This window comes from Pseudomonas paraversuta (genome assembly GCF_904063065.1).
GTDB lineage: Bacteria > Pseudomonadota > Gammaproteobacteria > Pseudomonadales > Pseudomonadaceae > Aquipseudomonas > Aquipseudomonas paraversuta.
Genome location: NZ_CAJFCL010000009.1, coordinates 272,490 through 295,752 on the forward strand (window position 1 = coordinate 272,490; position 23,263 = coordinate 295,752).

Consider the following 23,263-nt stretch of genomic DNA (forward strand, 5'->3'; position numbering starts at 1 on the left):
AGACTGCCGCCGACCGAGCCTGCCATGACCCTCGATGCAAAAACCCTCGAACAGATTGCTGCCACCACGCTGGAGCATTATCAGCAGAGTGCCGAAGGCTTTCGCGAAGGGACTCGCGACCATGATGTGAGCCAGAACATCGACGCATTACTGCGGCATATCCAGGGCAGAGCGCCATTTACCCTTCTGGATTTTGGCTGCGGTCCGGGGCGCGATCTGCAAACCTTCACCCGCCTGGGGCATGTAGCGGTCGGGCTCGACGGCACTGAACGCTTCACCCAGATGGCCCGCCAGGACAGTGGCTGTGAAGTATGGCATCAGGACTTTCTCAAGCTGGACCTGCCTGCCGAACACTTTGACGGCATCTTCGCCAACGCCTCGTTGTTCCACGTACCGACCCAAGAGCTTGCGCAAGTACTGGGCAAGCTGCACGCCACCCTGAAGCCTGGCGGCGTACTGCTGAGTTCCAACCCGCGCGGGGACAATCGAGAAGGCTGGAATGGCCAGCGTTACGGGGCATACCACGATCTGGAAAACTGGCAGGCGATGCTCACCGGGGCGGGTTTTGTCGAACTGGAACACTACTACCGCCCCCCCGGCCTGCCCCGCGACCAGCAGCCGTGGCTGGTGAGTGTGTGGCGCAAAGCCTGACTCCCCGCCTTGAAAGCTCGCGAGGCAAGCTCGCTCCTACAGGGGTTAGAGCCATATGGCATCCCAGTGCGGGTAATCGCCCAGGCGCTGCACCAAACCTGCCCGCAGGGGGTTGGCGACGACATAGCGGGCGACGCTTGCCAGATCTTCGTCATAACGAATCGCCCGGTCGTGATAGCCCTTTTGCCAAAAATGATTATTGCGTTTACAGGCCGCGTTAATCACTCGAGCACTGCACGATTTTGTCCGTCTCATGACTGTCGCTAGGCTGGCGTCTTGTAGTTCGATCAACCAATGAAAGTGATCGGGCATGACGACCCAGGCGAGTGATTTAACCAATCCCTCGCTTTGAGTTCTGCGAAGTTCATTGATTAAAAGTCGAGCGCTATGAAAGTTGCTGAAAGTCGGTTCACGGTCTTTCACCACGGCCGTGAGCAGATAAATCCGACCCGTCTCAGAGACTCTGCCTGTGCGAAGCCGACATCCATGGATAGAGCCTGACATTCCTTTACCCTCTGAATAAGTATCAAAAGACAAAGACTAATGGGGGCTCAAAGCTCTGAAACACGATGGTAGTTCTGAATATGTCTGGTCTGTAGGAGCGAGCTTGCTCGCGAGCTTCAAAGGCTCGCGAGCAAGCTCGCTCCTACAGATAAAGCATAAAAAAACCCCGAGGGGCTTACACCGCTCGGGGATCGGTCTTTCATGCTTTACAACTTGGCGATGGATACTTCGGTGGATTTTACAAAGGCGATTACTTCGCTGCCCACTACCAGCTCCAGCTCTTTGACCGAACGGGTGGTGATGACCGAGGTAACGATGCCCGATGCCGTCTGTACGTCGATTTCCGAAAGCACGTCGCCCAGCACGATTTCCTTGATATGGCCTTTGAACTGGTTGCGAACGTTGATGGCTTTGATGGTCATGGTGTCGATTCCTGTCTTGGGATAGAAAAGTGCGGTTATTGCGCCCAGCGCAGTTGCGTAGGCAGCGGTGCAACGGGTTCCGGCTCAGGGGGCGAGCCAGGCAAGGCAAGTACCCGGTTGAGTACTTCTGTTTCCAGTGCCGCCAGCCGGTGCGATCCGCGCACCCGGGGGCGCGGCAGTTCGACTGTGAGGTCCAGCCCCACTTCGCCGTCTTCGATCAGGATGACCCGATCGGCAATCGCAACGGCTTCGCTGACGTCGTGGGTCACCAGCAATACGGTGAATCCGTGCTGGCGCCACAGGCGTTCGATCAGTTGCTGCATCTCGATGCGGGTCAAGGCATCCAGCGCACCCAAGGGTTCATCCAGTAACAACAGGCCCGGCTGGTGAATCAGCGCACGAGCCAGGGCCACACGCTGTTTTTGCCCGCCCGATAAAGCCGCCGGCCATTCATTGGCGCGCTCGGCCAGACCCACCTCTTCCAGCGCTTTTAGCGCCTTGGCACGCCAGTCGCCCTTGAGCCCTAGCCCGACGTTGTCGATGACTTTTTTCCAGGGCAGCAAACGCGCTTCCTGAAACATCAGCCGCGTGTCTTCGCGGACTTCTTCCAGCACTGCCGTGCCTGCCAGCAGTTGGCCAGCCGTCGGTTGATCGAGCCCGGCCAGCAGGCGCATCAGGGTGCTTTTGCCACAACCGCTACGCCCTACTATCGCCACGAATTGACCGGCAGGAATATGCAGATTGATGTCACGCAGGACCTGACGCTCAGCAAAAGACTTTTGCAGGCCTTTGATGGCCAGCGGAATGCCCTGACGCAAACGCGGAGGTTGTTGAGCCGTCATGCTGCACCGCCTTTAACCACTTGATAGGCCGGGTGCCAGCGCAACCACACACGCTCCAGGCCCCGGGCCGCGGTATCGGCCAATTTGCCGAGCACCGCGTACAGAACAATCGCCAGCACGACCACGTCGGTTTGCAAAAACTCCCGGGCGTTCATCGCCAGGTAGCCAATGCCGGAGCTGGCGGAAATGGTTTCGGCCACGATCAGGGTCAACCACATAAAGCCCAGGGCAAAACGCACCCCCACCAGGATCGAAGGCAAGGCACCGGGCAGGATCACCTGGCGAAACAGGCTGAAACCGGACAGCCCGTAACTGCGCGCCATTTCCACCAAAGCAGGGTCTACGTTGCGGATGCCGTGATAGGTGTTGAGGTAGATGGGGAATAAAGTCCCCAGCGCCACCAGGAAAATCTTCGCCGACTCGTCGATCCCGAACCACAGGATGACCAGAGGGATGAGCGCCAGGTGCGGTACGTTGCGGATCATTTGCACCGAACTGTCCAGCAGGCGCTCGCCCCATTTCGACAAGCCGGTGATGAAGCCCAGCACCAGGCCGATGCTGCCACCGATGACAAAACCGACCCCGGCCCGCCAGCCGCTGATGGCGAGGTGTTTCCAGATCTCGCCACTGCGCACCAACTCGACCCCGGCCGCGAATACGGCGCTAGGGGCAGGCAGAATGCGGGTCGACAACCAGCCCGCCGATACCGACAGCTGCCATACCGCCAGCAGCAATACCGGCAAGGCCCAGGGCGCCAGTTTGTGGCCGATGCTATTGAGGCTTGAAGCCTTGCCCTTGCTCATGGCCGCCTCAACTCTGCGCAGCAGCTTTAGGAAGAATATCGTTGGCCACCATTTCGCCAAACGGACTCACGTATCCCGAACTTTTCGGCAGTTCCGGGCGCTCGATATCGAGGTGCGGAAACAGCAGTTCAGCCACCCGGTACGACTCTTCCAGATGCGGGTAGCCGGAAAAAATAAAGGTGTCGATGCCCAGATCGGCGTATTCCTTGACCCGTGCTGCCACTGTCGGGCCGTCACCCACCAGAGCCGTACCCGCACCACCGCGCACCAGACCGACCCCCGCCCACAGGTTGGGGCTGACTTCCAGATTGTCGCGGCTGCCGCCGTGCAGGGCAGCCATGCGCTGCTGGCCGACGGAATCGAAACGCGCCAGTGAAGCCTGGGCCCGGGCAATAGTGTCGTCATCCAGATGAGAAATAAGTTTGTCTGCCGCTTTCCAGGCCTCGTCGTTGGTTTCGCGCACGATGACGTGCAGGCGAATGCCGAAACGTACGGTACGTCCGTGTTTGGCAGCCTTGGCCCGTACCTGGGCAATTTTTTCGGCGACCGCAGCCGGTGGCTCGCCCCAGGTCAGAACCATTTCAACCTGCTCTGCGGCCAGATCCTGCGCAGCTTCCGAAGAGCCGCCGAAGTACAGCGGCGGACGCGGTTGCTGAATCGGCGGGTACAGCAACTTGGCGCCTTTGACCGTGATGTGCTGACCGTCGTAGTCCACGGTTTCGCCTTCGAGCACGCGGCGCCAGATGCGGGTGAACTCTACCGAGGCCTGATAGCGCTCTTCGTGGCTCAGAAACAGGCCGTCACCGGCCAGTTCTTCCGGGTCACCGCCGGTCACCAGATTGAACAGCGCGCGTCCGCCGGACAGTCGGTCCAGGGTCGCGGCCTGACGGGCTGCCACGGTCGGCGAGACGATACCCGGACGCAGTGCCACCAGAAATTTCAGGCGCTGAGTGACAGGGATCAATGCTGCCGCCACCAGCCACGAGTCTTCGCACGAGCGCCCGGTAGGGATCAGAACTCCGCCAAAACCCAGGCGGTCTGCCGCTTGTGCCACTTGTTGCAGGTAACCGTAATCAACGGCACGGGCGCCTTCGGAGGTGCCAAGGTAATGGCCGTCACCGTGGGTAGGCAGGAACCAGAAAATATTGAGGCTCATGGAGTTGTCTCCTGAATGGGTACGGCAAGCGTTAGTTGGCTTTGGCCACAGCGGCCGGTGGTGTCCAGATCACATCTTTCACAACCAGCGGCTTGGGAATCAGCTTGAGCTGGTAAAAACTGTCAGCGATTTTTTGCTGGGCGTTGACCACTTCAGGGGTCAAGAACTGCGCGCCGTAGCCCTGGCGCTTGACCGCCGTGCGGGTGATATCAAGCGCCAGGCCCAGGAGCGGCGCCACTTGCTGCGTGACTTCTTCCGGGTTGGCTTTGGCCCACTCACCGACATTGCGCACTTCTTCGATCAGGGTCTCGATGACCTTGGGATGCTGTTCGGCGTAAGGCTTGGTCGCCAGGTAGAACTGATGATTGTCGGCAAGCGCGCTGGCATCACGCAGGGTGCGTGCCTGCAGCTGTTGTTCGGCAGCGGCCTGGTACGGGTCCCAGATGACCCAGGCATCGACACTGCCCCGCTCAAACGCAGCACGGGCATCGGCGGGCGGCAGGAATATGGTCTGGATATCGCTGTACTTCAGGCCGGCGTCTTCCAGGGCACGCACCAACAGGTAGTGAACGTTGGAGCCTTTGTTGAGCACGACCTTTTTGCCTTTGAGGTCTTTGACCGATTTGATCGGCGAATCCTTGGGCACCAGAATCGCTTCGCTGGTCGGAGCGGGCGGCTCGTAGGCGACATACAGCAGATCGGCACCGGCGGCCTGGGCGAACACCGGCGGGGTTTCACCCGTCACGCCGAAGTCGATGGAGCCGACGTTCAGGCCTTCAAGCAATTGCGGGCCACCGGGGAATTCAGTCCATTGCACCTCGACACCCTGCTCGGCCAGACGCTTCTCCAGCGTGCCCTTGGCCTTGAGCAGCACCAGGGTGCCGTACTTTTGATAACCGATACGCAGGGCATCGGCCTGAGCGTGTAAAACGACGCCAAAGGACACGGCCGCAGCTAACAGTGCGACCACTCCACGACGCAAAATGACAGGGCGCATGGCGCTCTCCTATTAAGGTTCGAGATTCGGGTTGCACCTGCCGGGCCGTTAGCGGATCGGTAAGGCGGAATTGCTTGAAACTGTGGGCTGTATCTGTGGGAGCTGGCTTGCCGGCGCTGGCATCACTGCATCGCGTCAGGCAATCCGGGGCGCCTCAATCGCTGACAAGCCAGCTCCCACACAGATGCCGTGGCATCGATTGGTTCAGATACTCCAGCGAGCCGTGCGCAGGCGCTCGTTGAGAATGTTCGGGTCCAGCGGTTTCGGACGGCGGGCCAGGGCGCTGTAAAACTGCTCCAGAGCCTCGCTCAAGCGTTGTTCCAGGATCGGCACCAGTTGCGCTTGTGCGCCGCCTTCGCCGTAAGCAATCTGGCTGTCATCGGCAAAAATGCCGTGCAGCATTTCCTGAGCCTTGAGCGCAGAGAGCACCGGCTTGAGGGCGTAGTCCACGGCCAGCATGTGGGCGATGCTGCCACCCGTAGCGATGGGCAATACCACTTTATGGCTCAGGGCGCGCTCAGGCAGCAGATCAAGGATGGTTTTCAGTGCACCGCTGAACGAGGCCTTGTACACCGGCGTCGCAATCACCAGGCCATCGGCATTTTCGATGTGTTGCAACAGATTGATGATTTGCGGACTGTCAAAACGTGCGTGGAGCAAGTCTTCGGCCGCAAAGTCACGTACCTGGTAACTCACGACTTCTACGCCTTGCTGGTTGAGCCAGTGTTTGGCGCGGTCCAGCAGCACCCCGGAGCGGGATCGTTGGCTTGGGCTACCTCCGAGTGTCACGACCAGCATCGGGCATTTCCTTGAGTGAATGTGTGCAATTCGCTGTCAGCGTTTTCGCTTGAGTGAGAAGACCTTAACAGGTGATTTATATATCTATAAATCATATTTATTCATTTGTTTATTCCTTAAATGAATATGAGATTTGACGATTCAAAGCGCAAAAAAAAGGGCCGTCGAAACGGCCCCAAACCCTGTTGCACTTGAAGATGGAAACTCTGCAGGAGCGAGCCGTGCAGATCAAAAAGATCGCGAGCAAGCTGGCTTCTACAGGAGAGGATTATTTGTTTGGCTGTGGCGTGAGGCGCAGGTAGGGCTTCACGGCGCGGTAGCCCTTGGGGAAGCGCTTCTTGATTTCGTCTTCATCCTTTAGCGACGGCACGATCACCACTTCGTCGCCGTCCTGCCAGTTGGCCGGGGTGGCAACTTTGAAGTTGTCGGTCAGTTGCAACGAATCGATCACGCGCAAAATTTCATTGAAATTGCGTCCGGTGCTGGCTGGATAGGTGATGGTCAGGCGAATCTTTTTGTTCGGATCAATCACGAACAGCGAGCGCACCGTCAGGGTATCGCTGGCATTGGGGTGAATCAGATCGTAGAGATCGGACACTTTGCGATCGGCATCGGCCAGGATCGGAAAGTTGACCTGGGTGTTCTGGGTTTGGTTGATGTCTTCGATCCAGCGGTGATGCGAGTCCACCGGGTCGACGGACAGCGCGATGGCTTTGACCCCGCGTTTGGCAAATTCGTCCTTGAGCTTGGCGGTGAAGCCCAGCTCGGTGGTGCAGACCGGGGTGAAGTCCGCCGGGTGTGAAAACAGCACGCCCCAGTTATCGCCCAGCCATTCATGAAAACGAATCTTGCCGGCGCTGGAATCCTGTTCGAAATCGGGGGCGATGTCGCCGAGTCTGAGGCTCATGGTGCAGCTCCTTTTTATAGGGAATGGCAGGGCGTGATGGACTTACTCTGCCTGCACCATGAACTAATTAAAAAGAATAAATATCGATTTGGTTAGAGCATAAGGGAATATTAAAAACTGTTTCATTGGACACGGCCAAGGCATGGGGCCACTCTGGATTCAGGTTTAGGCAAGGGGAGCGGCAGGGAGCTGCGACATTCAAATGTGTTGCGAATTGATCGATTCGGTCTTCGGTAAACACCCTGCCCGGCATTGCGCCGGGCAGGATTTTTCTTGCCTGTTACTACAACCGGCTTACAGCAACGGAATCGAGTAGCTGACGATCAGACGGTTTTCGTCCTGGTCGCGCTGGTTGGCAATGTCGTTGCGCCACATGGCGTTTTTCCACATGAAGCCGAGGTTTTTCAACGCGCCTTCCTGTACCACGTAGGCCACAGTGATATCGCGTTCCCACTCGGAAGCGCCATTGCTGGTCTGCTTGTTGCCGCTGTAGGTGTCGATGTTGTCGCCACGCAGGTAAACCGCGCCCGCCGTCAGGCCGGGAACGCCAAGCTTGGCGAAGTCATACGAGTAGCGAGCCTGCCAGGTACGTTCGCCAGCACGGGCGAACTTCTGGATTTGCATGTCGGTAGTCAGGTAAGCCGACGAACCGTCGCCCTGGTTCAGCCAAGGGAAGTCACTGCTGCCGTTGCTGACCTGGTAACCGCCACCGAAGGTGTGACCTTCAACGGTGTACAGGAACAGACCGCTGTACAGGTTGTTATCAACCTTGCCTTTGCCGTTGCCCGTCGAGCTATGGGCGTAGTCACCGGAGGTGTAATACAGCGGATCATGGCCGTTTTTACCATCATCGGAGCTGTTGAAGTAGCGCAAGTCAGTTTTCAACACGCCCGGACCGATGGACCAGTTGTGGGTCAGACCCAGGAAGTGTTGCTTGTAGAAATCTTCCAGATTGCCGTAGTAGTACTGCAGCAACAGGTCTTTGTTGACCTTGTAGTCGGCACCGCCGTAATAGAACTTGTTAACAAATTTGCCGGTGTCGTAGTTGGAGCCACCGTTGGCGCCAGCAATCGACAGGCCTTCGTTGTTGGTGGAGTTACGACCCTTGGCGTGTTCGATCTGGCCGCCGGTGAAGGTCAGGTCCTTGAACTCGCTGGAGGTGATCTGGCCACCCTGGAAGGTTTGCGGCAGCAGGCGACCGTCGTTGGTCACGATGACCGGCAGTTTTGGCTGCAAGGTACCGATGCGCAATTCAGTCTGGGAAATCTTGGCTTTAGCCGTCAGGCCCAGGCTGGAGAAATCGTCCACAGCGTGGTCGCCGTCGCTTGGGAATACCGAGCCACCGGCGTTCAGGCCAGTCGGGTTACCGTGCTTGGCAGTGCTGGAGTCCAGCTTGACGCCCAGCAGGCCAATTGCATCCACACCAAAACCAACTGTGCCCTGGGTGAAACCCGAGGTGTAGTCCAGCTGGAAGCCTTGGCCCCATTCAGCGGTGTAGTTGGAGTTCTTCGGCGCACCCGAATCACGGTTATCGTTGTTGATATAGAAGTTACGCAGTTTCAGCGTGGTCTTGCTGTCTTCAATAAAACCGGCAGCGCTTGCCTGTTGCGCCAACAAACCTACGGCCACAGCGATGGCCAAGGTGGACTTGTTCATGGTGTTGCTCCTATGCGTTTCTAATTTTTGTAGTTCTTTAACCCAAGATCTGACGTCTCGGTGCTACAGATGCGCGATTAGCGCCGGACAATGACTGACAAGTCAATCGTAACCAATCATGTCTACGACCTTTGTCTAGTCGTCTGCCATTTATGCGCAGGATAATGGCTACTCCATAAAACTAAAAAGAATTGTTTAGAATTTTTTCAGATCGAATGGATATATGTCTAAATATTACCCGCGCAAAATCGGAGGAATCCTATCGGCCTTTTGTCTAATTCCTAAACAAAAATTTATGAATTTTTTAATAACATTTAGCGCTTAACTACTACCCGATCAGTTGCCAGGCGAAACACCGGAGCAGATAGAGCTCGCGCGCGTTTGTGCATGTTGCGGAACAACATAAGCTAATGCTTAAAAGTTATTTATTTACGCATTCTTAGATCATTTAACCTCGCGCTCTGCCGATATCCGGCCACCTGCCGAGGAGCTACTTGATGAAACTGCACTCTCCATTACGCCTTTTGGCAGCTTTGTCCCTGGCGGGTGCCAGCTTCTTTGCCCAGGCCGCAGCCAACGACGTGACCGTGGCCTACCAAACCACCGTAGACCCGGCGAAAGTCGCCCAGGCCGACGGCGCTTACGAGAAAGCTACCGGTGCCAAAATCAACTGGCGCAAATTCGATAACGGCTCCGACATCATTGCCGCCATTGCCTCGGGCGATGTGCAGATCGGCTACCTGGGTTCAAGCCCGCTGACCGCAGCCATCACCCGCAAGGTGCCGGTGGAAACCTTTTTGATCGCAACCCAGATCGGCGGCGCCGAAGCCCTGGTGGCCCGTGACGGTTCCGGGATCAATGGCCCGCAGGACCTGATCGGCAAGAAAATCGCCGTGCCCTTTGTCTCTACCGGCCACTACAGCCTGCTGGCAGCGCTCAAGCACTGGAATATTGATCCTTCGAAAGTACAGATTCTGAACCTGGCGCCGCCGGCCATTGTGGCGGCCTGGAAGCGTGGCGATATCGATGCCACCTATGTGTGGGACCCGGCATTGGGCGCAGCCAAGGAAAACGGCAAGGTGCTGATCACCTCTGGCGAGCTGGCCAAATTCGGCGCACCGACCTTTGACGCCTGGATCGTGCGCAAGGACTTCGCCGCCAAGCACCCGGAAATCGTTAAAGCGTTCGCCAAAGTCACCCTGGATGCTTACGCCGACTATCACAAGGACCCAAAAGCCTGGCTGGCCAATCAAAGCAACGTCGACAAGGTGGTGAAGCTCTCGGGCGCCAAAGCGGCTGATATTGCGCTACTGCTGCAAGGCAACGTCTACCCGCTGGCCGCCGATCAGGTGGTTCTGCTGGGCGCACCTACCACCAAAGCGCTGACCGACACCGCGACCTTCCTCAAAGAGCAAGGCAAGGTCGACGCGGTTCTGTCGGACTACGCGCCGTCGGTTAACGCCAGTTTCATTACTCAATAATTTTCGCCCGCTGAGGAGTCGACCGTCATGGCCTTGTTATCACTGGAGCGTATCAGCGCACAGTACCCGGGCGCAGCTGAGCCGGTGCTGTCGGATATTTCCGTCAGCCTCGGCCCTCAGCAACTGCTGGTCGCCCTTGGCCCGTCGGGCAGCGGCAAAACCTCCTTGCTGAATCTGATCGCCGGTTTTGTTGAACCCAGCGGCGGACGCATCACCCTCGACGGGGCTCAGGTCAAAGGGCCAAGCGCCGAACGCGGAGTGGTGTTTCAGGACGATGTACTGCTGCCCTGGCAGGACGTGCTGGCCAATGTGGCCTTCGGCCTTGAACTGGCAGGAGTCCCCCGCAACAAGCGTGAAAGCCGCGCCCGTGAAATGCTGGCGCTGGTGGATTTGTCGGGCTTTGAACAGCGCCGCGTCTGGGAGCTTTCGGGCGGCCAGAAACAACGTGTCGGCCTGGCTCGGGCCCTGGCGGCCGACCCGCGCGTGTTGCTGATGGACGAACCTTTCGGCGCACTGGACGCCTTCACCCGCGAACAGATGCAAGAGTTGCTGCTGCAAGTGTGCAAGCGCACGGACAAACCCGTATTTCTGATTACCCACGACATTGAAGAAGCGGTTTTTCTGGCTACCGACCTGATTTTGCTCGCGCCCAATCCGGGCCGCATTGTTGAGCGGCTGAGCCTGGACTTCGGTCAGCGTTACAACGCCGGCGAATCGGCCCGTTCGATCAAATCCGATCCGCGCTTTATCGAAACCCGTGAACACGTGCTGGAACGTGTGTTTTCCCAACACGGTGCCGCCCGGCACCAGGAGCACGCATGAGCAGTTATGAAGCCGTCGCCGAAGCTGCAGTTGCAGCGCCCCACGCACCGCGCCCGGTAAAACGCAGCCTGAGTACGCGCTGGATCAGCGTCCTGACCATCCTCACGCTGCTTGCCGTCTGGTGGGCCGTGACTGCCGCCGGACTCATCGAGCCGCTGTTTTTGCCGCCACCTTCGGCCGTGCTGGAGAAAGGCTGGTTGCTGGCGACCACAGGTTATATGGACTCCACCTTGTGGCAGCACCTGGGCGCCAGTCTGACCCGTATCGGCCTGGGCCTGGGCTTTGCGATTCTGACCGCGGTGCCGGTGGGCATCGCTATCGGCCACAACCGCATCGCGCGGGGGATTTTCGACCCGCTGATCGAGTTCTATCGGCCTATTCCGCCGCTGGCCTATTTGCCGTTGATTGTGATCTGGTGCGGGATTGGCGAACTGTCGAAAGTACTGCTGATTTATCTGGCGATCTTTGCCCCGATTGCAATTGCCACTGCCACCGGCGTGCGTACCGTCGACCCGGCCAAAGTCCGCGCCGCCCAGTCGCTGGGTGCCACTCGCTGGCAGTTGATTCGCCATGTGATTTTGCCCAGCGCCCTGCCGGACATTCTGACCGGTGTGCGTATTGGTCTGGGCGTGGGCTGGTCGACCCTGGTGGCAGCCGAGTTGATCGCCGCCACCAGCGGTCTGGGTTTTATGGTGCAGTCCGCTGCGCAATTCCTGGTCACCGACGTGGTGGTCTTGGGGATTCTGGTGATTGCCATCATCGCCTTTGCCATGGAAATGGGCCTGCGCGCCCTGCAACGCAAGCTGGTGCCGTGGCACGGCCAGGCTCACTAGACACTTCGAATTGCACTCGACGCTGATCAATCGGCGCGCTGATAAAGAGATAGACCATGAGCCTGACCATTACCCCGATTAGCTCTGCCCTTGGCGCCCAGATTGACGGCGTCGATCTGACCCGGCCTCTGAGCCCGCTGCAGCGTGATGCCATCGAGCAGGCGCTGCTCGAATATCAGGTGATTTTCTTTAAACAACAGTCGATCACCCCGCAACAGCAAGCACGCTTTGCGGCCAATTTTGGCGATCTGCATATTCATCCGATTTATCCCAACGTACCGGAACAGCCTGAAGTGCTGGTGCTGGACACGGCCGTTACCGATGTCCGTGACAACGCGGTGTGGCACACCGACGTGACCTTCTTGCCGACCCCGGCGCTGGGCGCGGTGCTGAGTGCCAAGCAGTTGCCGGCTTTTGGCGGCGATACCTTGTGGGCCAGCGGGATTGCAGCGTTCGAGGGTCTGTCCAGGCCACTGCAAGTGCTGCTGGATGGTTTGACCGCTACCCACGACTTCACCAAATCGTTCCCGCTGGAGCGTTTTGGTTCGACACCCGAAGATTTTCAGCGCTGGGAACAGACCCGCAAAAACAACCCGCCGCTGTCGCACCCGGTGATCCGCACGCACCCGGTCAGCGGGCGCAAATCGTTGTTCGTCAACGAAGGCTTCACCACCAGAATCAATGAACTTTCAGAGGCTGAAAGCGAAGCGATCCTCAAGTTGCTGTTCGCCCACAGCACCCGCCCGGAGTACACAATCCGCTGGCGCTGGCAGGAGAACGACGTAGCGTTCTGGGACAATCGCGTGACCCAGCATTACGCCGTGGATGATTACCGCCCGAATCGCCGCGTGATGCACCGCGCGACGATCCTCGGTGATGCGCCCTTCTGACCTGCAGAAGCAAGCCTGTTGTAGGAGCGAGCTTGCCTCGCGAGCTTTTAACGCTGAATCCCGGGTCGTGAAAAGCTCGCGAGGCAAGCTCGCTCCTACAGGGGTAAGGCCGGGCTTGGGCGTTTGGGCAGGTACGGCGGCAGGTACAACCCCAGATAGGCATCGACCACCCGCGCGCCTTCTTCGGCCATGCGCGGGGTGATGCTGCCGTTTATCTGGATGGAGCGCGCATACACGCGGTCACCCAACTCCATGGCCAGGGCAAAAACGTCCACCTCTTGCGGCAGTACCGGAAGCTCGAAGTGGCGCATAAACAACCCGTGCATCAACTGGCCCAGTTCAAGGTCGTGCTGACTGTCGGCCCGGGTCACTTCGGTAAGCCCGTGCTGGGCCAGAATCAGCTGCCGGGCGGCCGCATCCTGGTGGTAAATGGTCAGCATGCGTTGCTCGATAATCCGCGAAAGATCACGCCAGCCATTGAGCTCGTCATGGGCAACCGGTTGTTTCAGGCAGGCGCGGAACGCGCCGTGGACATCACTCGTCAGGGCCTGGAGCAACGCCGGCACACTGGGGAAAAAGTGATAGACCGATGACGGCGCAATTGCCGCACGCTGCGCCACACTGTAAATCGACAGGCTGGACACCCCCTCGGCGGCGAGCAATGTGCGGGCGGCGTCGAGTATCGAATCAATTCGGACCTGACTGCGGGCGCGGGGCTTGCGAGGTGTAGCGCGGGGCGAGGCGGGGCGCGTCATGGGTGTCTCCTGCGGGGCAGCAGGCATTGTACGAGCCGGGCTGGATGTTCGCCACAGACCTTCGCCTGGATCGCCGGTGCTGGTGCGCACATAAAAAAACGCCACCGGCTGTTGGCCGATGGCGTTTTCAGGACTGCAACCGCTTACACGGTATGCAAGTACCAGTTGTACTCGAGGTCGGAGATGGAATGTTCAAACTCTTCCAGTTCGCTCTCTTTACAGGCCACAAAAATATCGATGTATTTAGGGTCGATATATTTGGCCATCACTTCGCTGTCATCCAGCTCGCGCAGGGCATCACGCAAGTTGTTCGGCAGGCTTTGCTCGTTCTGCTCGTAGGAGTTGCCTTCTACCGGTGGTGGTGGCTCGATCTTGTTGGTCAGGCCGTGGTGCACGCCCGCCAGAACCGAGGCCATCAACAGGTACGGGTTGGCATCGGCGCCAGCCACCCGGTGTTCCAGACGCACGGAGTCAGAAGAACCGGTCGGTACCCGCAGGGCCACCGTACGGTTGTCCAGGCCCCAGCACGGCGAGTTCGGCACGTAGAACTGTGCGCCGAAACGACGGTAGGAGTTGACGTTAGGGCAAAGGAACGCCATCTGCGCCGGTAGGGTCTCGAGCACACCGCCGATCGCGTGACGCAATGCGGCGTTCTGCTCGGGATCCTCGCTGGCAAAAATATTTTTGCCCTCTTTGTCCAGAATCGAAATATGTACGTGCAACCCGTTACCCGCCTGGCCCGGATAAGGCTTGGCCATGAACGTGGTGTCCATCTCATGGTCGTAGGCGATGTTTTTGATCAGACGTTTAAGCAGTACTGCGTAGTCGCAGGCCTTGATCGGGTCGGCAACGTGGTGCAGGTTCACTTCGAACTGCGCCGGGGCACTTTCTTTAACGATGGCGTCAGCCGGGATGCCTTGCTCTTTGGCACCTTCCAGAATGTCCTGGAGGCAGTCGACGTATTCGTCGAGATCGTCGATCAGGTAAACCTGGGTCGAATGCGGACGTTTGCCGGAGATCGGCGAGCGCGGCGGTTGTGGACGCCCGTTAACGTTCTCCTGGTCAATCAGGTAGAACTCGAGCTCGAAAGCGGCGCAGATGGTGAGACCCATGTCGTCAAATTTCGTAACAACTTGACGCAATACTTCGCGAGGGTCGGCGAAGAACGGCTCACCTTCGAGTTCGTGCATGGTCATCAGCAGTTGCGCAGTGGGGCGCTTTTGCCATGGTTCATTGCACAGGGTGTCAGGAATTGGATAACAGATTCTGTCTGCGTCACCGATATCCAGACCCAGACCGGTGCTTTCCACCGTTGAGCCATTGATATCCAGCGCAAACAGAGAGGCTGGCAGGTTGATGCCTTTCTCGTAAACCTTGTGGAGACTGGTGCGTTCAATGCGCTTACCGCGCACCACACCATTCATATCCGCAATTAGAAGGTCAACGTACAGAACCTCAGGATGTTCCTTAAGGAACGCGTTCGCTTCGTTAAGCTGAACGGCACGCGGGGGTACCGACATGATGCAACACCTTTGTTGTTAAAAATATCAATCATTGAGCGCTACGGGATTCAGTCAACCCGAACGGCATACCGAAGTCAAGCAGCCTATTTTTTGCCCTGAAAAAGGGCTTAAAGGCCATTTTTGACGCTTTTCAGGGCGTCTTTGCCCTTTTAAAAACCTTGCCGCCCGCAGGCTTGAGCGGGGCGTATTGTATTTTTTACGGGGGTGTTGTGTAAAAAAATGAACAAGGCTAAGCTCGATTCAAACCCATAACAGCAATAATACCGGGGTGTTACATGTCACGCCTGCCGTTAATCGGCGTCACCGCCTGCACCAAGCAGATCGGTTTGCATCCTTATCACATCACTGGCGATAAGTACGTGCGAGCAATCGCGGTGGCCGCCAAAGGCTTGCCTCTGATCCTTCCGTCCTTGGCGGAACTGATTGATCCGACCAATATTCTGGACAGTCTGGACGGACTGCTGTTTACCGGGTCACCGTCCAATATCGAACCTCATTTATATCACGGCCCCACCAGCGCGCCTGACACGCTGCATGATCCTGACCGTGATCGCACCACCCTCCCCCTGATCCGTGCCGCTCTCGCCACAGGTGTTCCTGTGCCGGGGATCTGTGGCGGGTTTCAGGAATTGAATGTAGCCCCGGGTGGCTCACTTCACCAGAAATTGCACGAAGTCGAAGGCTTCATCGAGCATCGAGAAGACCCCAGCGCACCGAGTCACGCCATGCAACATTCAACCGGGCGGCGTACTGGCAGGCCTGGCTCCGGACGGCCTGGTGGAGGCGGTTTCGATCGAAGGCGGCAAGGCTTTTGCTTTAGCCGTGCAATGGCACCCCGAATGGCAGGTAAGCTCTAACCCGATTTATCTCGCGATGCCTGCAGAAGGCGCGCCACTCAACACGACGCGGATGCGTCAGTAAACGCCTGACTTATCCAAGTCAGGACACTCAGCCCAGAGGCATTTATGAGTAACAACCTCGACCAGCTCACCGATTGGTTGAAAGACCACAAGATCACAGAAGTCGAATGCATGATCGCCGACCTTACCGGGATTACACGCGGGAAGATTTCGCCGACCAACAAGTTCATTGCCGAAAAAGGCATGCGCCTGCCCGAGAGCGTTTTGCTGCAAACCGTAACGGGCGACTATGTCGAAGACGACATCTACTACGAGCTGCTGGACCCTGCCGATATCGACATGATCTGCCGGCCGGATCAGAACGCTGTCTTTATGGTGCCCTGGGCGATCGAGCCTACGGCCCAGGTGATTCACGACACCTACGACAAACAAGGCAACCCGATTGAGCTGTCGCCGCGCAACGTGCTGAAAAAGGTCCTCAAACTCTATGCCGACCACGGCTGGCAGCCGATCGTGGCGCCAGAAATGGAGTTTTACCTGACCAAGCGCAGCGACGACCCGGACTACCCGTTGCAGCCGCCGATCGGGCGTTCAGGACGCCCGGAAACCGGCCGTCAGTCGTTCTCCATTGAAGCGGCCAACGAATTCGATCCCCTGTTCGAAGATGTATACGACTGGTGCGAGCTGCAAGAACTGGATCTGGACACCCTGATCCACGAAGACGGCACCGCGCAGATGGAAATCAATTTCCGTCACGGTGACGCACTGTCGCTGGCCGACCAGATTCTGGTGTTCAAACGCACCATGCGCGAAGCCGCGCTCAAGCACGACGTAGCCGCTACCTTCATGGCCAAACCCATGACCGGCGAACCGGGCAGCGCCATGCACTTGCACCAGAGCATCATCGACATCGAAACCGGCAAAAACATCTTCTCCAATGAAGATGGAACCATGAGCCAGCTGTTCCTGAATCACATCGGCGGCTTGCAGAAGTTCATTCCCGAACTGCTGCCACTGTTTGCACCGAACGTGAACTCCTTCCGCCGCTTCCTGCCTGATACCTCGGCGCCGGTAAACGTGGAATGGGGCGAAGAGAACCGCACCGTAGGTCTGCGCGTACCGGATGCCGGCCCGCAAAACCGCCGGGTCGAGAACCGCCTGCCGGGGGCCGACGCCAACCCGTACCTGGCCATTGCTGCCAGCTTGCTGTGCGGCTACATCGGTATGGTGGAAGGGATCAATCCGAGCGCGCCAGTGGTGGGCCGCGGTTATGAGCGCCGCAACCTGCGCCTGCCGCTGACCCTGGAAGAAGCCCTGGCACGCATGGAAAGCAGCAAGACTGTAGAGAAATACCTGGGCACCAAATTCATTGCGGGTTACATCGCAGTCAAACGTGCCGAGCATGAAAACTTCAAGCGTGTCATCAGTTCGTGGGAGCGGGAATTCCTGCTGTTCGCCGTCTGATCCACCCCGTCTGTCACCAGAGTGCTGCGCCAGGAAGGCGCGGCACCTAACGGAATAAAGGAGAGTGCTTTATGACTAACAAGAACCCGCAAACCCTCCACTGGCAACAACTGAGCAACGACCATCACCTGGCGCCGTTCAGTGATTTCAAGCAATTGAAAGAAGTCGGTCCACGCATTGTCACCCACGCCAAGGGCGTGTACCTGTGGGACAGCGAAGGGCACAAAATTCTCGACGGCATGGCCGGCCTGTGGTGTGTTGCCATTGGCTACGGACGTGACGAACTGGCCGATGCGGCCAGTAAACAAATGCGCGAGCTGCCGTACTACAACCTGTTTTTCATGACCGCTCACCCGCCAGTACTCGAGTTGTCCAAGGTCATCGCCCAGATTGCCCCTGAAGGCATGAACCACGTGTTCTTCACCGGTTCCGGCTCTGAAGGCAACGACACCATGCTGCGCATGGTTCGCCACTACTGGGCGATCAAGGGCCAGCCCGAGAAGAAGGTCATCATCAGCCGCAAGAACGGCTACCACGGCTCAACCGTGGCCGGCGCCAGCCTGGGCGGCATGACCTACATGCATGAACAGGGCGACTTGCCGATCCCGGGCATCACGCACATCGCGCAACCGTACTGGTTCGCGGAAGGCGGCGACATGTCCCCGGAAGAGTTCGGTATCTGGGCTGCCAACCAGCTGGAAGAAAAGATCCTCGAAATTGGCGTCGACAAGGTCGGGGCCTTTATTGCCGAGCCGATTCAGGGCGCAGGCGGCGTGATCATTCCGCCAGACACCTACTGGCCGCGCATCAAGGAAATCCTGGCCAAGTACGACATCCTGTTCGTGGCTGACGAAGTCATTTGCGGCTTTGGTCGCACCGGTGAGTGGTTCGGTAGCGATTTCTACGACCTCAAACCCGACATGATGACCATCGCCAAGGGCCTGACCTCGGGTTACATCCCCATGGGTGGCCTGATTGTGCGCGACGAAGTGGTCGCCGTGCTTAACGAAGGTGGCGATTTCAACCACGGTTTCACCTACTCCGGTCACCCGGTAGCCGCCGCAGTTGCGCTGGAAAACATCCGCATCCTGCGCGAAGAAAAAATTATCGAGAAGGTTCACGCCGAAACGGCACCGTATTTGCAAAAGCGTCTGCGTGAACTGAACGATCACCCGTTGGTGGGCGAAGTGCGCGGTGTGGGTCTGCTGGGAGCCATTGAACTGGTTCAGGACAAAGCCACCCGCAAACGTTATGAAGGCCGTGGCGCTGGCATGATTTGCCGGCAGTTCTGCTTTGAGAACGGGCTGATCATGCGCGCCGTGGGCGACACCATGATCATCTCGCCGCCGCTGGTGATCAGCAAAGACGAGATCGACGAGCTGGTAACCAAGGCCCGTAAGTGCCTGGATCTGACTCTGGAAGTACTGCAAGGTTGACCGCCAGGCTCCGGGTGAATGACGTCGGCGGTTTTATTGCCGGCAATTGCGCTCGGAGCCTTAAGAATCAAGGCTCTTCCCTTGAAAGCCTGCCCCGGATCTTGCCAGACTACCCGCCGGCTTTAGTCATCCTGAGATCAGGTCGCTGAATCGGTGGTTTAAAAGAACAATTGGAGCATTACAGATGAAGGCATCAGGTTTTAAAAAAGCTGGCAAGACCCTTCTCGCCCTGTCCTTGATGGGGGTGATGGCTGGGGCAGTTCAAGCCGCGGACAAGGTTCTGCACATCTACAACTGGTCCGACTATATCGCGCCCGATACCGTCAAAAAGTTTGAAGACCAGACCGGTATCAAAGTGGTTTACGACGTGTTCGACAGCAACGAGACCCTCGAGGCCAAACTGCTGGCGGGCAAGTCCGGCTACGACATCGTCGTGCCATCCAACAATTTCCTGGCCAAGCAGATCAAGGCCGGGGTTTACCAGGAACTGGACCGCTCCAAGCTGCCAGACTGGAAAAACCTCGATCCTGCGTTGCTCAAGGCCGTTGGCGATGCCAGCGACAAAGACAACAAACACGCGTTCCCGTACATGTGGGGCACTATCGGTATCGGCTACAACCCCGAGAAGGTCAAAGCCGCACTGGGCGTCGATACCATCGATTCCTGGGACGTGCTGTTCAAGCCGGAAAACGCTGCCAAGCTGAAAAGCTGTGGCATCAGCTTCCTCGACTCGCCGACCGAAATGATCCCGGCCGCCCTGCACTACCTGGGCTACCCGACCGACTCCCAGGACAAGAAGCAACTGGCTGAAGCCGAAGCACTGTTCCTGAAGATTCGTCCTTCGGTGGGCTACTTCCACTCGTCCAAGTACATCTCTGACCTGGCCAACGGCAATATCTGCGTAGCCGTGGGTTACTCCGGCGACCTGGAACAGTCCATCTCCCGTGCCAAGGAAGCCGGTGGCAAGGTCAAACTGAAATATGCGATTCCGAAAGAAGGCGCCGGCAGCTTCTACGACATGGTCGCCATTCCCAAGGATGCCGAGAACGTTGATGCCGCTTACGCCTGGATGAACTTCCTGATGCAGCCAGAAATCATGGCTGAAATCACCAACAGCGTGCGTTTCCCGAACGGTAACAAGGCTGCAACGCCGCTGGTGAATAAAGACATCTCCGGTGACCCGAGCATTTATCCATCGGATGAAGTGAAAGCCAAACTGTATGCCATCAGCGATTTGCCGCCTGCAACCTTGCGCCTGCTGACTCGCAGCTGGACCAAGATCAAATCCGGTAAATAAGGTCCCTTTGCAGGAGCGCACTTGCTCGCAAGCTGTTCAGATCCCCGGGATCGCCAGCAAGCTCGCTCCTGCAGAAGGGCAAAATCACGGAAAATCATGGCTTTAGGGCAATAAATCGCAGAAAACTTTGCCGTGTCGGTTTATCGAGGGTAAGTTGCGCGCCGGTTTTGTCTTTGCCAGCTCTGCTGCCGTGTGACGCGGGCCACCGAGGCCCGACTATTTAGAGGACCACCACGTGTCTACATCCTTGTTTCGCAAGACCCTGCTGGTCGGAGCTGGTTTGACGCTTGCCGTCAGCGTTCAAGCGGCACCCACCGTGCACATTTACAACTGGTCGGACTACATAGCCCCGAACACACTGGCCGATTTCGAAAAGACTACCGGCATCAAACCGGTGTATGACGTCTTCGACTCCAACGAAACCCTGGAAGGCAAACTGCTGGCAGGCCGCACCGGTTACGACGTGGTCGTTCCGTCGAACCACTTCCTGGGCAAGCAGATCAAAGCGGGCGCATTCCAGAAGCTGGACATGTCGCAACTGCCTGACTACTCCAACCTGGACCCGGTCCTGCTCAAGCGTCTGCAGGCCAATGACCCGGGTAACCAGTACGCGGTGCCGTACCTGTGGGGCACCAACGGTATTGGCTACAACGTCGATAAGGTCAAGGAAGTACTGGGCGTAGATTCCATCGACTCCTGGGACCTGGTGTTCAAACCCGAGAACATGAAGAAGCTGCAATCGTGCGGCGTGGCTTTCCTGGACTCGGCCGATGAAATGCTGCCCACCGTGCTCAACTATCTGGGCCTGGATCCAAACAGCACCAACCCCAAAGACTACAAAAAAGCTGAAGCTACCCTGATGTCGGTGCGTCCTTACGTCACCTACTTCCATTCTTCCAAATACATTTCCGACCTGGCCAACGGCAACATCTGTGTTGCGATCGGCTTCTCCGGTGATGTATTCCAGGCCAAGGCACGTGCCGAAGAGGCCAAAAAAGGCGTCAACATCGCCTATATCGTTCCCAAGGAAGGCGGCGCCCTGTGGTTTGACATGCTGGCGATCCCCAAGGACTCCGGCAACGTCAAGGAAGCCCACGCATTCATCAATTACCTGCTCAAGCCTGAAGTGATTGCCCAGGTCAGCGATTATGTTGGCTATGCCAACCCTAATCTTGCCGCAGACAAAGTGATGGACGAGTCCATCCGTACCGACGAAGCGGTTTACCCGACCCAGGCGGTGCTGGACAAAACTTACGTTTCAACCGAACTACCCCCGAAAACGCAACGTCTGATGACGCGCACGTGGACCAAGGTCAAGACGGGTAAATAACTCGCAAGACCACCTATCCAAGGCCCGACCCTATTGATCGGGCTGCTAAATTTGTTGGGAGTTTCGTAAATGGCTGTTGCCTCCGGCGCCTATAAGAAAGCCCTCGAGGGCGACCACACCCCTAAACAGGTGTTGGTCAAAATCGACCGGGTCACGAAGAAATTCGACGAGACGATTGCCGTGGACGATGTGTCCCTGGAAATCAACAAAGGCGAGATCTTCGCCATGCTCGGCGGATCGGGATCGGGCAAATCCACCTTGCTGCGCATGCTCGCCGGTTTCGAGCGCCCAACAGAAGGCCGTATTTTCCTGGATGGCGTAGACATCACTGACATGCCGCCCTATGAGCGGCCGATCAACATGATGTTCCAGTCCTACGCCCTGTTCCCGCACATGACCGTGGCCCAGAACATCGCCTTTGGCCTCAAGCAGGACAAGATGTCCTCTTCGGAGATCGATGCCCGGGTAGGCGAAATGCTCAAACTGGTGCACATGACCCAGTACGCCAAGCGCAAGCCCCATCAACTGTCCGGCGGTCAGCGTCAGCGTGTGGCCCTGGCCCGTTCGCTGGCCAAGCGTCCGAAGCTGCTGCTGCTCGATGAGCCGATGGGCGCACTGGACAAAAAACTGCGTTCGCAAATGCAGCTCGAGCTGGTGGAAATCATCGAGCGCGTCGGCGTGACCTGCGTCATGGTGACCCACGACCAGGAAGAGGCCATGACCATGGCCCAGCGCATTGCGATCATGCACCAGGGCTGGATCGCCCAGATCGGCAGCCCGATCGACATCTATGAAACGCCGGTCAGCCGTCTGGTCTGCGAATTCATCGGCAACGTCAACCTGTTCGACGGTGAAGTGGTGGACGACGCCGAAGGCTATGCGCGCATCAACTGCCCGGAGCTGGAGAACGACATCTACGTGGGTCATGGTGTGAGCACCTCGGTAGAGGACAAACACACGACCTACGCGATCCGTCCGGAAAAAATGCTGGTCACCACCGAAAAGCCGACCTGTGAATACAACTGGTCGCGGGGCAAGGTGCATGACATTGCCTACCTGGGTGGCCACTCGGTGTTCTACGTTGAACTGCCCGGCGGCAAGATCGTCCAGTCGTTTGTCGCCAACGCCGAGCGCCGCGGCGCCCGTCCGACCTGGGACGACGAAGTTTACGTCTGGTGGGAAGACGACAGCGGCGTGGTACTGCGCTCATGAACCTTCGAAAATTCAAGCGCCGCCTGCAACGAATAACCCCCGGTGGCCGGCATATGGTCATCGGGATTCCATTCCTGTGGCTGTTCCTGTTTTTCATGCTGCCGTTCTTCATCGTCCTGAAGATCAGCTTCGCCGAAGCCGACGTGGCGATTCCGCCGTACACCGAGATCTACAGCTACGTTGACCAAAAGATTCAGCTGCTGCTGAACCTGGGCAACTACGCGATGCTGGGTGACGACGAGCTGTATATCGCCGCTTACCTGGGCTCGCTGAAGATGGCTTTCTTCAGCACCGCGTTGTGCCTTCTGATCGGCTATCCGATGGCCTATGCCATTGCCAATGCGCGCAAAGAGATGCAGACCGTGCTGGTGCTGCTGATCATGATGCCGACCTGGACTGCGATCCTGATCCGCGTTTACGCGTGGATGGGTATTCTCAGCAACAACGGCCTGCTCAATGGTTTCCTGATGTCGATGGGCTGGATCAGCGAACCGCTGCAGATCCTCAACACCAACATCGCGGTGTATATCGGCATCGTCTATTCGTACCTGCCGTTCATGATCCTGCCGCTGTACGCCAACCTGGTGAAACACGACCACAGCCTGCTGGAAGCCGCGTCCGACC

At 57.8% G+C, this 23,263-nt stretch carries 22 protein-coding genes and 1 pseudogene; 12 read left to right on the forward strand and 11 right to left on the reverse strand.

All coding sequences use genetic code 11. The annotated features are described in order from the left end of the window. Positions 1–24: 24 nt before the first annotated feature. Positions 25–651 (forward strand): class I SAM-dependent methyltransferase, encoded by a 627-nt coding sequence (locus JQ845_RS19385; RefSeq protein WP_127197071.1) that lies wholly within the window; start codon positions 25–27, stop codon positions 649–651. 45 nt (positions 652–696) lie between these two features. Here the strand turns inward: JQ845_RS19385 and JQ845_RS19390 are convergent, their stop codons facing one another. The 9 genes from JQ845_RS19390 to JQ845_RS19430 form a co-directional block, all read right to left on the reverse strand. Then, a complete protein-coding gene (locus JQ845_RS19390; protein ID WP_039736989.1) occupies positions 697–1,155 on the reverse strand; it encodes an REP-associated tyrosine transposase in 459 nt (152 codons plus the stop codon). A 206-nt stretch (positions 1,156–1,361) separates the two neighbouring features. Then, positions 1,362–1,577: a TOBE domain-containing protein gene (locus tag JQ845_RS19395; protein WP_003444581.1), complete on the reverse strand. Its 216-nt coding sequence runs from the start codon at positions 1,575–1,577 to the stop codon at positions 1,362–1,364. Positions 1,578–1,612: 35 nt separating this feature from the next. After that, positions 1,613–2,419 carry an aliphatic sulfonates ABC transporter ATP-binding protein gene (ssuB, locus tag JQ845_RS19400; protein WP_203009367.1) on the reverse strand — a complete coding sequence of 269 codons (807 nt, stop codon included), beginning with the start codon at positions 2,417–2,419 and terminating at the stop codon, positions 1,613–1,615. After that, a complete protein-coding gene (gene ssuC / locus JQ845_RS19405) occupies positions 2,416–3,222 on the reverse strand; it encodes an aliphatic sulfonate ABC transporter permease SsuC (RefSeq protein ID WP_003444585.1) in 807 nt (268 codons plus the stop codon). Before ssuC ends, ssuB begins: the two co-directional genes overlap by 4 nt. Positions 3,223–3,229: 7 nt before the next feature. Next, entirely contained in the window at positions 3,230–4,378 is a 1,149-nt protein-coding gene (gene ssuD, locus JQ845_RS19410) for an FMNH2-dependent alkanesulfonate monooxygenase (protein WP_003444587.1), read from the reverse strand. Positions 4,379–4,409: 31 nt separating this feature from the next. Continuing rightward, positions 4,410–5,375, reverse strand: coding sequence for a sulfonate ABC transporter substrate-binding protein (locus JQ845_RS19415; RefSeq protein WP_003444589.1), 966 nt, complete (start codon positions 5,373–5,375; stop codon positions 4,410–4,412). A gap of 204 nt (positions 5,376–5,579) precedes the next feature. Further along, entirely contained in the window at positions 5,580–6,173 is a 594-nt protein-coding gene (ssuE, locus tag JQ845_RS19420; RefSeq protein WP_003444592.1) for an NADPH-dependent FMN reductase, read from the reverse strand. Positions 6,174–6,441: 268 nt separating this feature from the next. Continuing rightward, entirely contained in the window at positions 6,442–7,080 is a 639-nt protein-coding gene (locus tag JQ845_RS19425; RefSeq protein WP_003444594.1) for a peroxiredoxin, read from the reverse strand. 294 nt (positions 7,081–7,374) lie between these two features. Next, positions 7,375–8,736, reverse strand: coding sequence for an OprD family porin (locus JQ845_RS19430; protein WP_203009368.1), 1,362 nt, complete (start codon positions 8,734–8,736; stop codon positions 7,375–7,377). A 497-nt stretch (positions 8,737–9,233) separates the two neighbouring features. Here JQ845_RS19430 and tauA point away from each other — a divergent pair, with 497 nt between their 5' ends. From tauA to tauD, 4 genes are read left to right on the forward strand one after another with little or no spacing between them, the layout of a single operon-like run. Next, complete coding sequence (tauA, locus tag JQ845_RS19435) at positions 9,234–10,217, forward strand: taurine ABC transporter substrate-binding protein (protein ID WP_003444597.1); 984 nt, start codon at positions 9,234–9,236, stop codon at positions 10,215–10,217. 27 nt (positions 10,218–10,244) lie between these two features. Next, complete coding sequence (gene tauB, locus JQ845_RS19440) at positions 10,245–11,039, forward strand: taurine ABC transporter ATP-binding subunit (protein ID WP_010657426.1); 795 nt, start codon at positions 10,245–10,247, stop codon at positions 11,037–11,039. Next, positions 11,036–11,872: a taurine ABC transporter permease TauC gene (gene tauC / locus JQ845_RS19445; RefSeq protein ID WP_003444601.1), complete on the forward strand. Its 837-nt coding sequence runs from the start codon at positions 11,036–11,038 to the stop codon at positions 11,870–11,872. The genes tauB and tauC overlap by 4 nt, the downstream gene beginning before the upstream one ends. 56 nt (positions 11,873–11,928) lie before the next feature. Then, the gene (gene tauD, locus JQ845_RS19450) at positions 11,929–12,762 is read left to right on the forward strand and encodes a taurine dioxygenase (RefSeq protein ID WP_203009369.1); all 834 of its coding nucleotides are present in this window, start codon (positions 11,929–11,931) and stop codon (positions 12,760–12,762) included. A 95-nt stretch (positions 12,763–12,857) separates the two neighbouring features. On the opposite strand, the gene JQ845_RS19455 is transcribed toward tauD, so the two are convergent. Both JQ845_RS19455 and JQ845_RS19460 read right to left on the reverse strand, forming a co-directional pair. After that, positions 12,858–13,517 carry a TetR/AcrR family transcriptional regulator gene (locus JQ845_RS19455; protein ID WP_003444604.1) on the reverse strand — a complete coding sequence of 220 codons (660 nt, stop codon included), beginning with the start codon at positions 13,515–13,517 and terminating at the stop codon, positions 12,858–12,860. Positions 13,518–13,660: 143 nt separating this feature from the next. Then, positions 13,661–15,037 (reverse strand): glutamine synthetase family protein, encoded by a 1,377-nt coding sequence (locus JQ845_RS19460; RefSeq protein ID WP_003444606.1) that lies wholly within the window; start codon positions 15,035–15,037, stop codon positions 13,661–13,663. A 278-nt stretch (positions 15,038–15,315) separates the two neighbouring features. On the opposite strand from JQ845_RS19460, the pseudogene JQ845_RS19465 reads away from it, so the two are divergent. From JQ845_RS19465 to JQ845_RS19495, 7 genes and pseudogenes are all read left to right on the forward strand, one after another. After that, positions 15,316–15,969 (forward strand): annotated as a pseudogene (locus tag JQ845_RS19465) (gamma-glutamyl-gamma-aminobutyrate hydrolase family protein). A gap of 36 nt (positions 15,970–16,005) precedes the next feature. After that, complete coding sequence (locus JQ845_RS19470; RefSeq protein ID WP_003444610.1) at positions 16,006–17,364, forward strand: glutamine synthetase family protein; 1,359 nt, start codon at positions 16,006–16,008, stop codon at positions 17,362–17,364. Positions 17,365–17,435: 71 nt separating this feature from the next. Next, a complete protein-coding gene (locus JQ845_RS19475; RefSeq protein ID WP_003444612.1) occupies positions 17,436–18,800 on the forward strand; it encodes an aspartate aminotransferase family protein in 1,365 nt (454 codons plus the stop codon). 184 nt (positions 18,801–18,984) lie between these two features. Further along, entirely contained in the window at positions 18,985–20,097 is a 1,113-nt protein-coding gene (locus tag JQ845_RS19480; RefSeq protein WP_003444615.1) for a polyamine ABC transporter substrate-binding protein, read from the forward strand. A gap of 235 nt (positions 20,098–20,332) precedes the next feature. Further along, positions 20,333–21,427: a polyamine ABC transporter substrate-binding protein gene (locus JQ845_RS19485; RefSeq protein ID WP_003444617.1), complete on the forward strand. Its 1,095-nt coding sequence runs from the start codon at positions 20,333–20,335 to the stop codon at positions 21,425–21,427. A gap of 69 nt (positions 21,428–21,496) precedes the next feature. Further along, the gene (locus JQ845_RS19490; RefSeq protein WP_010657423.1) at positions 21,497–22,639 is read left to right on the forward strand and encodes an ABC transporter ATP-binding protein; all 1,143 of its coding nucleotides are present in this window, start codon (positions 21,497–21,499) and stop codon (positions 22,637–22,639) included. Next, positions 22,636–23,263 (forward strand): ABC transporter permease (locus JQ845_RS19495; RefSeq protein WP_203009370.1); only part of this gene is annotated, 628 nt, incomplete at its 3' end. The genes JQ845_RS19490 and JQ845_RS19495, both read left to right, overlap by 4 nt.